A 14,616-nucleotide genomic window follows, 5' to 3' on the forward strand; every position below is an offset into this window, starting at 1 on the left:
CGGCCCGCCGGCCCGCCGCACGGAGCAGTACGGCCTCGTGCCGATGGCGCGTGCCGCCGGGCCGTCGGCACATCCCCCCCCCGTACGCCCCCCCGTACACGTGACTGACGTAACCATGGAGTGACGTAGATGACCGAGAGCATGTCCCGCGACCGGGCCGAATGGGAGGCCGTTGTCCGCCGGGCCGTGGCCGAGTACGTGGACAGCGCGGTCGACGACGTCGGACCCGACGACAGTTTCATCAGCCTGGGTCTGGACTCCCTTGCCATGATGCGGGTGGCCGCGCACTGGCAGAACCAGGGCATCGAGGTGGCCTTCGCCGACCTGGCGGCCAAGCCCACGCCGCGCGGCTGGGCCGAGGTGCTGCACCGGCTGACGAGCGGCGGGGCGCGAGATGCGCGCCAGCAGGGCCTGCAGCAGGACGTGGATCCGGCGGCACCCTTCCCCCTCACGCCCGTGCAGCAGGCGTACTGGATCGGGCGCCGCGACGGCGTCGAGATGGGCGGGGTCGGCTGCCACGCCTACTTCGAGTTCGGCTGCCAGGACCTGGACCCCGAGCGCCTCGACCGGGCGGTGGCCGCGCTGATGGATCGGCACGACATGCTGCGGGCCACCTTCCTCGACGACGGGCACCAGCGGATCCTGCCGCCCGGCCGGTGGCCCGGGCTGATCGTCGACGATCTGCGCGACCTCGAAGAGGCCGAGCGGGCCCAGCGACTGGTGGATCTGCGCGACGCGCTCTCCCACCGGCGCCCGGCGGTGGAGCGGGGCGAGGTCTTCGGCGTACGGCTCGCCCTGCTGCCCAAGGGCCGCAGCCGGCTCTTCGTCGACGTCGACCTTCTCGTGGCCGACGTGCTCAGCGTCCAGATCCTGCTGTCCGACCTGGCGAGCCTGTACGCCGCTCCCGGCACGGAGCTGCCCGAGATCGGCATCACCTTCCCCGCCTACCTGGCGGACCAGCGGACCCGACGCGACCCGGAGCGGGCCCGTGCCTACTGGCAGCGCCGCCTGCCCGCGCTGCCGCAGGCCCCGCAGCTGCCGTTGGCGGTCGACCCCGGCCGGATCACCGAGCCCCGGTTCGTGCGGCGATCGGGCCGGCTGACCGCGGACGAGTGGCACCGCGTGCGCGAGCGGGCCCGCGCCCACGGCCTCACCCCCTCCATGGCGGTCGCCACCGCCTTCGCCCACGTCCTCGCGGCGTGGAGCGGCCGTCCGCGGCTGCTGCTGAACCTGCCCCTGTTCAACCGGCGCAGCAGCCACCCCGGAGTACCGCACATGGTGGCCGACTTCACCGACCTGGTCCTGCTCGACGTCGACCTCGCCGGCGAGGACGGCTTCGCCGACCAGGCCCGGCAGGTGCAGGAACGATTCCAGGAGAACACCGCCCACGCCGACTACTCCGGCGTCGACGTGCTGCGCGACCTGGCCCGCGGTCATGGCGGCGCGTTCACCGCGCCCGTCGTGTTCGCCAGCAACCTCGGCCGGGAACTGGTCGACGAACGGTTCCGCAGCCACCTCGGTGAACTCGACTGGATGATCTCCCAGACCCCGCAGTGCTGGCTCGACCACCAGCTCTACGAGGACGCCGAGGGCATGGAGGCGGTCTGGGACGCGGTCGAGGCGCTCTTCCCGCCGGGCCTTCTCGACGACATGTTCGACGCCTACCTACGGCTCCTGCGGCAGCTGGCGGCCGAGGACGCGGACTGGGACCGACCCGCCGTACCCACCTTGCCGCGGCGGCAGCTGAGGGTGCGCGAGGAGGCCAACGCCACCGCTGCTCCCGTCCCCGCGACGCTGCTGCACGAGGGGGTCCTCGCACAGGCCCTGCGCACCCCCGAGCGGCCCGCCGTGATCAGCGGCGACCGGGTGCTGACGTACGGCGAGGTGGCCGCGCGGGCGGCGGCCGTGGCCGAGGCCCTGCGAGCGGGCGGCTGTGCGCCGGGTGACCGGATCGGCGTCCTCATGGACAAGGGCTGGGAACAGGTCGTCGCGGTGCTCGGCGTCCTCATGGGCGGCGGTGCCTATGTGCCGCTCGGGCCGGAGCAGCCGCCCGAGCGCCGGGACCGGATGCTCACCGACGCCGGCATCAGCCAACTCCTCACCCAGTCCTGGCTCGCCCTGCCCGGCAGCGAGGCGCTGGAGCGATGTTCGACCGTGCCGGTCGACACCCTCGCCCCGGCCGTCCCCGCCACACCCCCCGGCCGCCGATGTTCCCCGGACGACCTCGCCTACGTGATCTACACCTCCGGCTCGACCGGAACACCCAAGGGCGTGATGATCTCGCACCGCAGCGCGGTCAACACGATCGAGGACATCAACCGGCGCTACGCAGTGGGCGAACCGGACCGGGTACTCGGCCTGGCCGGACTCGGCTTCGACCTCTCCGTGTACGACGTCTTCGGTCCGCTCGCGGTCGGCGCGGCCCTCGTCCTGCCCGACCCCGAACGCCGGGGCGACCCCTCCCACTGGGCCGAACTGATAGCCCGTCACGACATCACGCTGTGGAACTCGGTCCCCGCCCAGCTGCAGATGCTCGATCACTTTCTGCTCGACGCACGCGAGCTGCGCCTGCCCAGCCTGAGGCTGGCACTCCTCAGCGGCGACTGGATCCCGGTCGCCCTGCCCGACTCGATCCGTGGCAAGCTGCCGTCCCTCGCGCTCCACAGCCTCGGCGGTGCCACGGAGGCGGCCATCTGGTCGATCGAGTACCCCATCGGCAAGGTCGACCACGACTGGCGGAGCATCCCCTACGGCAAACCGCTCGCCAACCAGCGCTTCCACGTCCTGGACGGCCGCCTGCGGCACACCCCCGAGTGGGTGCCCGGCGAGCTGTACATCGCGGGTGCGGGAGTCGCCCTCGGCTATCTCGGCGACCGGGAGAAGACCGCCGCGCGGTTCCTGGACCACCCTGTCACCGGCGAACGGCTCTACCGCACCGGCGACTTGGGGCGCTATCTGCCGGACGGGACCATCGAGTTCCTGGGCCGCACCGACTCCCAGGTGAAGATCCGCGGTCACCGCATCGAACTCACCGAGATCGAGGCCGTGCTCGAAAGGCATCCGGACGTCGCCGAGGCCCGCCTCGTGGTCGACGGCACGGAGGCCTTCGACCGTCGGCTGGTCGCCTTCGTGACACCGGCACGCGCGTCCGTGGACGCCATGACCGACCTGCCCGGGGCGGCGCACGCCGAAGCCTCCCGAATCGCGCCCCTGACCGGCACCGACGATCTGCACACGTTCGCGCGAACCCTCAAGAAGGCGGTGCTGCTGTCCATCGCCGAGTGCCTGCACCAACTGCTGCCGGGCGCGTTCGCCCCCGGGATGCCCGCTCTCACCAGCGACACCATCGCCGGACGCGCGGGCGCCGACCCCCGCCACCACCGGTTGCTGCGCCGCTGGCTGGCCACCCTCACGCGCGCCGGTGTACTCCATCAGGACGGGACGGAGGGCGGCTACCATTCGCTGCGCGCGGTGGCCGCCGAGGACGTCGAAGTGGCGTGGCAGCGGGTGCTGAGCGCTCCCGACCTGCGGCTGTGGCCCATGGACGTGCTGCGTCTCTTCCACACCAGCGCCCGTCACCTGCCCGCCCTGCTGCGGGGCGAGATCGACCAGGTGCACCTCCTCTTCCCCGAGGGCAGCTCACGGACCGCGATCGCCGCGTTCACCGAGAGCCTGATCGTGCGGTACCTCAACCGGGCGGTGGCCACCGTCCTCGGCGAACTGGCCCGACGCCACCAGGGCCCCGGCCCGCTGCGGATCCTGGAGATCGGCGCCGGTGTCGGCGGCACCAGCGCGGACGCCTTCGAGGCTCTCGACGGCTACGACGTCGAATACCTGTTCACCGACGTCTCGCCGTTCTTCCTCGGCGAGGCCCAACAGCGCTTTACGGACCGGAAGTTCGTGCACTACGCGCTCTACGACATGGAGCAGGACCCCTTGTCCCAGGGGCTGCGGCCGGGCTCCTTCGACGTCGTCGTGGCCGCGAACGTCCTGCACAACACCCGTGACGCCGACGAACTCCTCGTACGAATACGCGACTTGGCCGCCCCGCAGGGGCACCTGGTGTGCACCGAACTCACCGCCGAGATACCGGAGATGCTGATCTCCATGGAGTTCCTCGCCGGGGCCGCGGACCACGGCGGCGACTTCACGGACGTCCGGGCCGGTTCGGACCGCTTCCTGTTCTCCCGCGCCGAGTGGCGCGACCTGCTCGCCGCGGCAGGCGGCACCGAGCTGTTCAGCCTCCCCGCCGAGTCCGACGCCCTGGCCCGGCTCGGCCAGAGCATGCTGGCGGCCCGCTTCAAGGCCGACCGCGCACGGCTGTCGGCGGACGAGTTGCTGGAGCACGTGGCACGGCGACTGCCCGGCCACATGGTCCCCGAGCGGCTGGAGATCCTCGACGCGGTCCCGCTCACCGCCAACGGCAAGGTCGACCAGGCCGCCTTGCGTGCCCGCCTGGGCACCGAGAAGGAAGGCGAGGCCACCCGCGGGCAAACCCCGCCCAGGGGGGACCTGGAGGTCCGTGTCGCCGCACTGTGGGCCGACTGCCTGGGCCTCCACGGGGCGCCCCGCGACCGGGACTTCTTCGCCCTCGGCGGTGACTCACTGCTCGTGACCCGGCTCGTCGGCAAACTGCGCACCGAGGTCCCGGAACTCGCGGGGCACGACTTCGACACGCTGCTGCGGGCACTGATGGACCGCACCACGGTGGCGGGTCTGGCGGCGCTCGGGACGGAGGGCCCGCGATGACCGCGCCGGCCTCCACCGTCCAGCCCCTGCTGACCTGTCACGCCCACCACGGCCCGGCACCGCGGACCAGGCTCGTGTGCTTCCCGCACGCAGGCGCGCCCGGCACCTTCTTCTCGTCCTGGCTCCATGCTCTCCCCGCCCACGTCGAACTCGTGACGGTCCGGTACGCGCCACACGGGCCCGAGGAGAACCTGACCGGCCTCGCCGCTCGTGCCGCCCGGGAGCTGGCCGGGCTCCCCGGGCGCCCCTCCGCGCTGTTCGGGCACAGCATGGGGGCCGTGGTGGCGTACGAGACGGCCCGCGCCTGGGAGGGCCTCGGCCGGCTCCCGCTGCCACTGTTCGTCTCCGGTGCGCCGTCCCCCGGCGGCCACCGTCCCGACGATCTGCATCTGCGCGAGGAGGACGAACTCGTCCGCGTACTGCGCAGGTTGGGAGGGACTGCCGCGGAGATCCTCGACGACCCGGAGCTGCGTGCGGTGTGGCTGCCCGACATCCGCCGGGACTTCCGGCTCCTCGACACCTACCGCCACCTCGAGGGACCGCCGCTGCGCTGCCCGGTGACAGCCCTGACCGGGCGGGAGGATCCCGAGGCGCCGCTCGACAGTGTCCGGCGCTGGCGGTCGTACACCGCGTCCTCCTTCGAGCTGTGCACCTTTCCCGGCGGCCACTTCTACCTGGTCGAGGAGAAGGAGCGCCTCGTGGGCGAAGTGCTGCGCCGGCTGACTCCGGGCGGGGCCGCCTCGGCCGGGCAGACGGCGCCGTGACGGGCGGGGAGGTGCCGCAGGTGAACGGTTCCTGCCGCGAGTTCGCCGGCCGCGTCGTGCCGGCGACCGGCGCGGCCGGTGGCAGCGGCGCCGCGCAGGGCGCACGGGACGCCCTCGCCGGCCGGGACACGTCCGGTCCGGAGGCCCTCGCGGCCGGCCTCGCCCGGGAGGGGCGTATCGCACTGGCCGGTCCGCCGGACCTGCGGAACGCGGACGCCACGGCCGTGCGGGAGACCGCCGCCCGCACCGAGCGCGAGCCCGGCCCCGCCGCCGTCCTCGTGAACGGCGCCGGAGCCCTCGGCGCCCAGCCGGTGGCCGAGACCGGCGAGGAGGACGGGGAGCCCGCCCGGGCCGTCCACGCGACCGGCGTGTTCCACGTCGGCCGTGCCGTGTCCCGGCGGACGACCCCGCGCCACCGTGGCGTGATCGTCACCGTGGCGTGTGGGACGGCGAGCAGGCGCGCGTAGCACCGGCCGTCGCCGGTGACCCGGCCGCGTACCGGACCGGCATCCCCCTCGGGCACGTCGCCACCCCGCGGGACGTCGCCGACGCCGTCCTCTTCGTCGCCACCGCGTGCCCGCCACATCACTCCGCACGACCTGTACGTCGACGGCGGCGCCGGTCCGCGCGCCCGACATGCCGTTCCCGCGCGCCGCCCCGCGCCCCGGAACGGGCCCTCGCACAGCAGGCCGGCATCAGCCGACCGCAACCGGAAAGGGACCCCTGTGTCCGCACCAGGAAAGCCGCTGCCCGGCGACCGCGTTCGAGACATCCGGACCTCTCGCACCGTCACCCCTGCCCGCACGAGCTTCTACTTCGCCTCCCCCGACACGGAGCTGATCGTCGACGAGACCGCGTCGCCCGAGCCCGTCACCGATCGCGTCACCGATTCCGTCTCGACCGGTCTCGTCACCGATCCCGGCGCCGGGTCCGTCGCCGCGGTCGTCGAGCGGCTGCGGGCCGCCGCCGGGTCCGGGCGTCCGGAGACGGCCGCCGTCGGCATGCTGCCCTTCCGCCCCGACACACCGCCCCGGCTCACCGTGACGGCCAACGTCCGCATGTCCCGGGCGGCCACCGCACCCCTGCCCGCCACCGTCTCCGCGCCCCGGCCCCGGTTCCACACCGCTCGGTCCGAACCAGCCGAGGAGCACTACCTCGCCGCCGTCCAGGAGGCACTGCGCAGGCTGGCCGACGGGAAGCTCGACAAGGTCGTGCTGGCGCGGACCCTGCGCCTGATCGCCGACGCTCCCGTGGACCTCCCCGCGCTGGTCGAGTCGTTACGGCGCCACAACCCCTACGGGTACGTCTTCGCCGCCCCGCTGCCGGGGCCCGGGACCCTGGTCGGCGCGAGCCCCGAGCTGCTGGTGGCGAAGAGGGGCCGTACGGTCCGCTCGCACCCGCTCGCCGGCACCGTGGCCCGCAGCGCCGATCCGGCCGAGGACGCGCGCCGCGCCGAGGCACTGCTCGCCTCGGCGAAGAACCTCCACGAACACGCCCTCGTGGTCGAGGCGGTCACCGCCACCCTGCGCCACTACTGCCGGGACGTCGACGCCCCCGCCCGCCCCTCGCTCACGCACACCGAGACGCTGTGGCACCTCGGCACCCCCGTCCGCGCGATCCTGCGCGACCCCGCGACCTCGTCCCTGGAACTGGCCGCCGCGCTGCACCCCACCCCGGCTGTCTGCGGCACCCCCGCCGACCCGGCACGGGAACTGATCAGCGAACTGGAACCCTTCGACCGCGGCTTCTACGCGGGGGCCGTCGGCTGGTGCGACGCGCGCGGCGACGGAGAATGGGCCGTCACCATCCGCTGCGCCGAGGTCGAGGACCGGTCGCTGCGGCTGTACGCCGGCGCGGGCATCGTGCCGGGCTCGACGCCGGCCGGTGAACTCGCCGAGACCACCGCGAAGTTCCGCACCCTCCTCGACGCCCTGGGGCTGGCGACCAGATACCTCGGCAGGGACTGACCCATGCCCGTCATCTCCCCGATGGCGTCCTGTCCGCTGCCCGGCGACAGCGTGCGACGCCTTCATGCGGGACTTTCAAGGCAGTTGGAGTCGTGACGAGACAAGTTGCGGACACTGTCTGCTAAGTTAGCCTTGCCTAACTCATATTTTCTTCGTGACAGTGTGGGAAACGGGTGACGCATGCCGACCGAGACCCGCTGGGACCATTGGCCTCTCGTGGAAGTGCACGGCGAGACCGCCTCGAAGGCCGAGCACCACGCCGCCGTACTCGACGCGCTGCGGATCGCGCTCGACCGGGTCGAACCCTTCGCCCTCGTCGTCGTCCAGCCCACCGTGGCCAAGGACGAGCCGATGCGCGCTCCCAAGTCGGGACTCGTGCGTTTCCTGCGCACGCACCGCGCGCAGATGGGGGAGCGGTGCCGGGGTGTGGCGATCGTCGCCGACCCGTCGGTCCTGCGTCGGGCGGGGAGGCTGGTCAAGGCGGCCCCGCTGATCCTCGGTTGCCCGGCCGCCGCGTTCGACCGCGCGGCGGCCGCCCGGGACTGGGCCGATGGCCGCCTGCGTCCCCGGACGACGGAGGCGGGAGGCGGCCCGTGCTGATCGCGATAACCGCGGCGTGTGTGGCGGTGGCCGGCTGGATCCGCCGACTGCGTGTCCGCCGCAGACACGACGCCGCGGCCCGGCAGCCGCCGGTCGCCGCGACCACCGAGGGCGCCCCTGAGGCTCCTCCCGGGGGAATACCGCTTCAGTGACGACCTGCCGGGCGCCATGCCGAGGCGCGCTCCCAGTCGTCGTCCGACGCCGCACGCACGCGGCGACGGCGGTTGTCCCGGGAGGCCGGCGCGCGGCGCGGTACTGGACTGGACAGCCCGGTAGGCGTGGTGCGGCTGGGCCCGGTCGCCCGCAATCTGAGATCTCTACCGGATCCGGGGCGGTTCAGCCGGCGGGGTGCCGTGTCGCCGGGGTGTTGTCTTGCGCGGCGGTGAGCGAGGCGAGCAGGCGCAGGCCGTCTTCGGAGGGGGAGCCGGGTTCGGCGGTGTAGATGGTGAGGGTGAGACCGGGCTCGGCGGCCATCTCCAGCCCTTCGTAGGCGAGGGTGAGGTCGCCGACGGCGTGGTGGTGGAAGCGCTTGGTGCCGCTGCCGTGGTGGCGGACATTGTGGGCGCCCCAGCGGGTGCGGAAGTCGTCGCTGCGGGTGGAGAGCTCGCCGACGAGGTCGTGCAGGCCCTTGTCGTGGGGGTTGCGGCCGGCCTCGGTGCGCAAGATGGCCACAGCGGTGTCCGCGGCCTGGTCCCAGTCGGAGTAGAACCGGCGGGAGGCGGGGTCGAGGAACTGGAAGCGTGCCAGGTTCGCCTGGTTGCCCGGCACCGCGTAGACGTCGTCGTAGAAGGCGCGGGCGAGCTGGTTCGCGGCGAGGAGGTCCATGCGGCCGTTGCGGACGAAGGCCGGGCCGGCGGTGACGGCGTCCAGCACCCACTGCATGCTGCGATGCGGTGCCCACGGGCGGCTGCGTCGGCGAGGCCGGGTGAGGGCGTCGGATCCGTCGGCGGCCTGCGCCAGGTTCAGCAGGTGGGCACGCTCGGCGTCGTCGAGCTGGAGGGCGCGCGCGACGGCTTCGAGGACGGCCGGGGAGACACCGGCGAGGCTGCCGCGCTCCAGCTTGGCGTAGTACTCCACGCTCACATCGGCGAGCGCGGCGACCTCGCTGCGGCGCAGGCCCGGTACCCGCCGGCGGCTCCCGGAGGGCAGGCCGGCCCGCTCCGGAGTGATCTTGGATCGCCGCGAGGTCAGGAACTCGCGGACCTCTGCTCGGTTGTCCACGCCTTCGACGGTACGTCCCGCCCGCGTCCATAGGGATGTACTGGCAGTACACCCATTGATGGTGTCTCGCTCCCCGCGCGAAGAGCGGGTTACCTGGGTGACGTGGTGCTTTTCGCCCGGTCCGCACGACGGGAGCCCGCGCCTCACCCTGTACTCGGCGACGGCCCCGGCGTCCGGGATCGCCGCCTCGGCACGTGAAGGAAACCTCCTCATGCACGGCGCAGTCATGTACGCCCCCGGCGACGTCCGCTTCGAGTCCCTGGACGACCCGAAGCTGCTCCACCCCACCGACGCGATCATCCGTACGGCCGTGACCTGCGTGTGCGGATCCGACCTGTGGCCCTTCCGGGGCGCGGAGCCGATCGGCGACCCGCACCCGATGGGTCACGAGTACGTCGGCTTCGTGGAGGAGGTCGGCTCCGAGGTCACCTCGGTCGAGCCGGGCCAGTTCGTCGTCGGCTCCTTCGCCACCTCGGACGACACCTGCGCGAACTGCCGGAACGGCTTCCAGTCGAACTGCCTGCGTCGGGAGTTCATGTCCACCTGCCAGGCCGAGTACGTGCGCATCCCGAACGCCCAGGGCACTCTGGTCGCCACTGACGAGGTTCCGGGGGAAGAGTTGTGGCCCGGCCTGCTGGCCGTCTCCGACGTCATGGGCACCGGCTGGTGGGCCGCGGACGCCGCCGAGGTCAGGCCGCACTGCACCGCCGTGGTGGTCGGCGACGGCGCGGTCGGCCTGTGTGCTGTGATCGCCGCGAAGGAGATGGGCGCCGAGCGGATCATCGTCATGTCCCGGCACGCGTCCCGGCAGAAGCTCGCGCGCGAGTTCGGCGCCACCGACATCGTCACCGAACGCGGCGAGGAGGGCGTCGAGAAGATCAAGGAGATGACCGGCGGGATCGGCGCCGACTCCGTGCTGGAATGCGTCGGCACCGCCCAGGCCATGCAGCAGGCCCTGCACTCCGCCCGGCCCGGCGGCAACGTCGGCTTCGTCGGCGTCCCCCACGAGGTCGCCATCGACGGCCAGGAGCTGTTCTTCTCCCACGTCGGCCTGCGCGGCGGCCCCGCCCCCGTACGCCGCTACCTCCCCGACCTCATCGGCCGCGTCCTGGCCGGCCGGATCGACCCGGGCAGGGTCTTCGATCTGACCCTGCCCCTCGACCAGGTGGCCGAGGGCTACCGCGCGATGGACGAGCGCCGCGCCGTCAAGACCCTCCTCAAGCCCTGACCCGCCCCGCCGGACAAGGAACAACCATGCAGATCACCCGCAGTTCGATCGACACCGCCAAGGGCCCGGCCGACTGGTTCACCGGCGACGTCTACATCGACGCCGTCGCCGCCGCACCGGCCCCGTCCCGGGTCACCGCCAACCTGGTGCACTTCATGCCCGGCGCCCGCACCCACTGGCACCGCCATCCACTGGGCCAGACCGTTTTCGTCACCGAGGGCGTCGGCCTGTGCCAGCGTCGCGGCGGCCCGGTGGAAGTGATCCGGCCCGGTGACCGCGTCCTGTTCGAAGCCGACGAGGAGCACTGGCACGGCGCCGCCCCGAACCGGCTGATGGTCCACCTCGCCATCAACGAGGGCGACGACGACCACGACGTCGTGCACTGGCTGAACCCCGTGACCGACGAGGAATACACCGCCGCTCCCGCAGCCGGCTGATCGGGCGCCGGCCTGGCCCGGGGCCGGCATCCGGCTGATCATCCCCGGCGCGATCCGCCCGGACGCCGAACACTCCAGCCCCGGCGTCCTGGCTGGGCGCCTGTACGCCATCCACGCCCAGCGCGGCGCCTTCCGGCACTACGCGGAGCCCATGATGGGGCTGGGGTGAGGTCCGGTGCTTTCCGTTCGGGTGGGGCGGGTGCGGTCGCCAGACGTGGCCGGCCAACTGCCGGGTTGGCCGCGGTGCGCGGCGGCGCGACGGCGCGGCGCGCGGACGGCCGGGAGATCGACTCCGCACCACCGCCGTGCACCGCGGTGTCATGCGGGCGGTCGCGGGTCCGCGGTCGTGTTCAGGCCGTCCAGGAGCATGTCGAGACCGGCGAGGAACTGGTCACGATCGGCATGGTCGCGCAGGTGCCGGGTGGTGCGGGTCAGGAAGGGGTAGTCGGCCGGGTCGAGTGCTTCCCAGCGTCGGGCGGTCCCGGCGAGGAAGTCGTCGCGGCTGACGGTCGCGTCGTGAGTGGTGCGCGGGGCGATGATCTGGGCGCTGACACCGGTGATGTAGTAGGAGATCGCGGTGGCGACCTCGAAATGCCGTTCGGCCGGCAGTGCGGTTCGTGCGACCAGGGTGCCGACGCGGTCGAGCAGGCGCAGCGCGTTCGCCAGCGTGGGCGGCGCGGAGACGTGGGACGCCGCCCACGGGTGCCGGTCCAGGGCGTCGAAGACGGCGACGGCGAGCGCGCGCAGCCCGGAGCCGGCTTCTTCCCCAGGGCCCGGGTGCGCGGTGAAGGCGTGGCCGAGCACCTGATCGGCGGCCAGGTCGACCAGCTCGTCCTTGTTCGACACGTGCCAGTACAGCGCGCCGGGCCCGGTGTTCAGCTGTTTGGCCAGCAGCCGGAAGGTGAGCCCCCGCTCGCCCAGCTCGTCCAGCAGCGCGACGGCCGCGCCGACGATCAGCTCTTGTGAGAGGGCGCCGGCCCGCCCCCCGGTGGGTGCTCTTCCTCGCGTCCGCTGCATGACCTCATTTTGACACACCCTGGACCGGCGTTCCATATTGTTTATGGAACGCCGGTCCATTTAGATGTCGGGCACGTGCCCGACGCTGTGCCGCGCGGAAACGAGGAAACCCATGAACATCAGCCACCACCCGATCGCCATCGTCGGCGCCGGCCTCGGCGGCCTGACTCTCGCCCGGGTCCTGCACGTCCACGGCATCCCGGCGACGGTCTACGAGGCCGATCCCTCGGAGCAGTCCCGCACCCAGGGCGGCCAGCTCGACATCCACGAGGCCGACGGGCAGCGCGCGCTCGCCGACGCCGGCCTCACCGACGAGTTCCGTGCGATCATCCACCGGGGTGCCGAGGCGGCGCGGGTGCTCGACCAGCACGGCAGGCTGCTGTTCGACGCCCCCGACGACGGCACGGGGCAGCGTCCCGAAGTGCTCCGCGGAGACCTGCGCCGCGTCCTGCTCGGCTCCCTGCCCGATCGGACCGTCCGGTGGGGACACAAGGTCACCGGTGTCCGATCCCTCGGCGACGGCCGGCACGAGCTGGCCTTCACCGACGGCACGACCGTGACCAGCGGTCTCCTCATCGGCGCCGACGGCGCCTGGTCGAAGATCCGCCCCCTGCTCTCCGACGCCGTACCCCGGTACACCGGCACGACCTTCATCGACATCTACCTGCGCGACGCCGACGAGCGGCACCCCGCGGCGGCGAAAGCGGTCGGTGCCGGTGCCATGTACGCGCTGGCTCCGGGCAAGGGGATCATCGCGCACCGCGAGGCGGGGAACATCCTGCACACGTACGTCGAGCTGAAGCGCTCCGCCGAGTGGATCGCCGCCGTCGACTTCACCGACGCCGCCGCCGCGACCGCCCGGATCGCGGCCGAGTTCGACGGCTGGGCCCCGGAGCTCACCGCGCTGATCACCGACGGCGAGTCCGCTCCGGTCGCCCGCCCGATCCACACCCTCCCGGACGGACACCGCTGGGAGCGCGTGCCCGGAGTGACGCTTCTCGGCGACGCCGCGCACCTGATGCCGCCGTCCGGTGACGGCGCGAACCTCGCGATGTTCGACGGCGCCGAACTCGGCAAGGCGATCGCCGCTCACCCCGACGATGTCGAGGCGGCTCTCATCGCCTACGAGGAGGCGCTGTTCCCGCGCACCGAACCCGTCTACGCCGAGGCGCACGACATGCTGGACCTCATGATCGGCGACCACGCACCGTCCGGTTTCATCGGCCTCTTCACCGCCGCCGAGCAGGCGGAGTGACAGCGACACCCGACAGCCGACCCCCGGTAGACACCCAAGAGGCCAGCGTGAGCACACACGAGACCGATGACGGCATGGGTTGGGCGCCGACGTGGACCCAGGCCATGACCGACTTCCACGGCGAGGACGACGAGCCGCCCTTCGACGATGTCACCGTCCGCATGAGGGTGCCCGCGAGCATCGGCGGCAGCCGTGTCCGGGCGGAGCTGTCCAATCTCTTCGGCGACGGCCCCGTTCGGATCGCACGAGGTGCCATCGGAGTCGGCGGACGGTTCGCCGAGCTCTCCGTCGACGGGCAGTCGTCGATCGAGATCGCGGCCGGCGCATCGCGCTGGACCGACCCGGTCGACCTGACCGTCAGCCACGGCGACGAGGTCGTCGTCGACCTGTATCTGCCCGAGTCCACGCCCTGCACATCAGCGAACGGGTTCACGTTCGACCGGTCCCTGCCGGGCGACTTCGCAGGATCGCGCACGTTCCCGCTCGAAGGATCGACGCCGGTGGAGGCCGACGGATCGCGCGAATTCCCCGCCCCCAACACCGGCAGCGGACCCGAGCCCGACGGGACCGGCTGGTCCCTGCCTCCGGGAGGTCCCTTCCTGCGCACCGTCGAGGTAGCCGGAGCCGAGGCGAAGGCGGTGGTCGTATGCCTGGGGAGCTCCAGCGCGGTGATGGGGTGGCCGCAGTACGCCGCGGCCCTGCTTCCCGCTGATGCCGGGATCGCCGTCGTCAACCGAGGCATCGCAGGAAACCGGATCCTGCTCGACGCACCGTCGACGACTCCGTCATGGGGCCGGGCCGGGTTGTCCCGGTTCGACGAGGACGTGCTCGAAACCCACGGCGTGACGCACCTGGTGATCGCCTACAACAACAACGACTGGAGCCTTCCCGGCAGAGTCACGTCGCTGGCGGAGATGCCGACCCTCGCCCAGTTGATCGACGGCTACCGGGAGCTGGTCAACCGGGCCCAGAAGGCAGGACTCACCGTGCTTCTCGCCACTGTCACACCGCTCGCCCCGGAGCTCGCGGGCGACCCCGGCCGAGAAGGCATGCGCCTTGCCCTCAACGAGTGGATCCGCACATCCGGGCACGAATTCGTCGACTTCGACGCGGCGATCCGTTCCGAAGCCGACCTCTCCCTCCTCGACCGCGAATACGCCGCCCCCGACCACACCCATCCCAATGTCAACGGGTCGAAGCGCCTCGCCCAGGTGATGGCCGAAGCTCTGACCCGGTTGCGGCTTTGACCGGGGGCTCCTTCAGGACGAGGCCGGCATGATCCCGGGTCACGCCTGAACCCGGCCCGGCATCCGTGTGCCCGTCGCGGCGATCATCTTCGGCATCGGAACGTTCGAACCGCAGGTCGCGGCCGGCACCT

General features: G+C 72.5%; 11 protein-coding genes and 1 pseudogene. 10 read left to right on the forward strand and 2 right to left on the reverse strand.

The annotated features are described in order from the left end of the window. The first annotated feature begins 129 nt into the window (after positions 1-129). From AB0G32_RS28510 to AB0G32_RS28530, 5 genes are all read left to right on the forward strand, one after another. Positions 130-4,749 (forward strand): amino acid adenylation domain-containing protein, encoded by a 4,620-nt coding sequence (locus tag AB0G32_RS28510; RefSeq protein ID WP_361169294.1) that lies wholly within the window; start codon positions 130-132, stop codon positions 4,747-4,749. Continuing rightward, entirely contained in the window at positions 4,746-5,513 is a 768-nt protein-coding gene (locus AB0G32_RS28515; protein ID WP_361169297.1) for an alpha/beta fold hydrolase, read from the forward strand. Before AB0G32_RS28510 ends, AB0G32_RS28515 begins: the two co-directional genes overlap by 4 nt. 20 nt (positions 5,514-5,533) lie before the next feature. Next, positions 5,534-5,980 carry an SDR family NAD(P)-dependent oxidoreductase gene (locus AB0G32_RS28520; protein ID WP_361169300.1) on the forward strand — a complete coding sequence of 149 codons (447 nt, stop codon included), beginning with the start codon at positions 5,534-5,536 and terminating at the stop codon, positions 5,978-5,980. Between the two features lie 258 nt (positions 5,981-6,238). After that, positions 6,239-7,480 (forward strand): isochorismate synthase, encoded by a 1,242-nt coding sequence (locus tag AB0G32_RS28525; RefSeq protein ID WP_361169303.1) that lies wholly within the window; start codon positions 6,239-6,241, stop codon positions 7,478-7,480. A gap of 180 nt (positions 7,481-7,660) precedes the next feature. After that, positions 7,661-8,080: a hypothetical protein gene (locus AB0G32_RS28530; protein ID WP_361169306.1), complete on the forward strand. Its 420-nt coding sequence runs from the start codon at positions 7,661-7,663 to the stop codon at positions 8,078-8,080. 336 nt (positions 8,081-8,416) lie between these two features. Here the strand turns inward: AB0G32_RS28530 and AB0G32_RS28535 are convergent, their stop codons facing one another. Beyond that, positions 8,417-9,301, reverse strand: a complete 885-nt coding sequence (locus tag AB0G32_RS28535; RefSeq protein ID WP_361169309.1) for a helix-turn-helix transcriptional regulator — start codon at positions 9,299-9,301, stop codon at positions 8,417-8,419. 211 nt (positions 9,302-9,512) lie between these two features. Between AB0G32_RS28535 and AB0G32_RS28540 the strand changes: the two genes are divergently transcribed. From AB0G32_RS28540 to AB0G32_RS28550, 3 genes and pseudogenes are all read left to right on the forward strand, one after another. Next, complete coding sequence (locus AB0G32_RS28540; RefSeq protein WP_361169311.1) at positions 9,513-10,529, forward strand: zinc-dependent alcohol dehydrogenase family protein; 1,017 nt, start codon at positions 9,513-9,515, stop codon at positions 10,527-10,529. Between the two features lie 26 nt (positions 10,530-10,555). After that, positions 10,556-10,966: a cupin domain-containing protein gene (locus AB0G32_RS28545; RefSeq protein WP_361169314.1), complete on the forward strand. Its 411-nt coding sequence runs from the start codon at positions 10,556-10,558 to the stop codon at positions 10,964-10,966. A 31-nt stretch (positions 10,967-10,997) separates the two neighbouring features. Next, positions 10,998-11,135, forward strand: a pseudogene (locus tag AB0G32_RS28550) (dehydrogenase); the annotation flags it as partial. A gap of 149 nt (positions 11,136-11,284) precedes the next feature. Here the strand turns inward: AB0G32_RS28550 and AB0G32_RS28555 are convergent. Continuing rightward, positions 11,285-11,983 (reverse strand): TetR/AcrR family transcriptional regulator C-terminal domain-containing protein, encoded by a 699-nt coding sequence (locus tag AB0G32_RS28555; protein ID WP_361169317.1) that lies wholly within the window; start codon positions 11,981-11,983, stop codon positions 11,285-11,287. Between the two features lie 112 nt (positions 11,984-12,095). Between AB0G32_RS28555 and AB0G32_RS28560 the strand changes: the two genes are divergently transcribed. Together AB0G32_RS28560 and AB0G32_RS28565 are read left to right on the forward strand one after the other, a co-directional pair. Then, positions 12,096-13,238 carry an NAD(P)/FAD-dependent oxidoreductase gene (locus AB0G32_RS28560; protein WP_361169320.1) on the forward strand — a complete coding sequence of 381 codons (1,143 nt, stop codon included), beginning with the start codon at positions 12,096-12,098 and terminating at the stop codon, positions 13,236-13,238. Positions 13,239-13,285: 47 nt separating this feature from the next. Beyond that, positions 13,286-14,485, forward strand: a complete 1,200-nt coding sequence (locus AB0G32_RS28565; protein WP_361169323.1) for a GDSL-type esterase/lipase family protein — start codon at positions 13,286-13,288, stop codon at positions 14,483-14,485. The last annotated feature ends 131 nt before the right edge of the window (positions 14,486-14,616 follow it).

Origin of the sequence: Streptomyces sp. NPDC023723, assembly GCF_040639815.1 — a bacterium.
In the GTDB taxonomy this organism is placed as follows: Bacteria; Actinomycetota; Actinomycetes; order Streptomycetales; family Streptomycetaceae; genus Streptomyces.

What these genes read in the sequence shown, in the direction of transcription:
- AB0G32_RS28510 (WP_361169294.1), top strand. Translation starts at nt 130, where the DNA reads ATGACCGAGAGCATGTCCCGCGACCGGGCCGAATGGGAGGCCGTTGTC.
- AB0G32_RS28515 (WP_361169297.1), top strand. Translation starts at nt 4,746, where the DNA reads ATGACCGCGCCGGCCTCCACCGTCCAGCCCCTGCTGACCTGTCACGCC.
- AB0G32_RS28530 (WP_361169306.1), top strand. Translation starts at nt 7,661, where the DNA reads ATGCCGACCGAGACCCGCTGGGACCATTGGCCTCTCGTGGAAGTGCAC.
- AB0G32_RS28540 (WP_361169311.1), top strand. Translation starts at nt 9,513, where the DNA reads ATGCACGGCGCAGTCATGTACGCCCCCGGCGACGTCCGCTTCGAGTCC.
- AB0G32_RS28545 (WP_361169314.1), top strand. Translation starts at nt 10,556, where the DNA reads ATGCAGATCACCCGCAGTTCGATCGACACCGCCAAGGGCCCGGCCGAC.
- AB0G32_RS28555 (WP_361169317.1), bottom strand. Translation starts at nt 11,983, where the DNA reads ATGCAGCGGACGCGAGGAAGAGCACCCACCGGGGGGCGGGCCGGCGCC.
- AB0G32_RS28560 (WP_361169320.1), top strand. Translation starts at nt 12,096, where the DNA reads ATGAACATCAGCCACCACCCGATCGCCATCGTCGGCGCCGGCCTCGGC.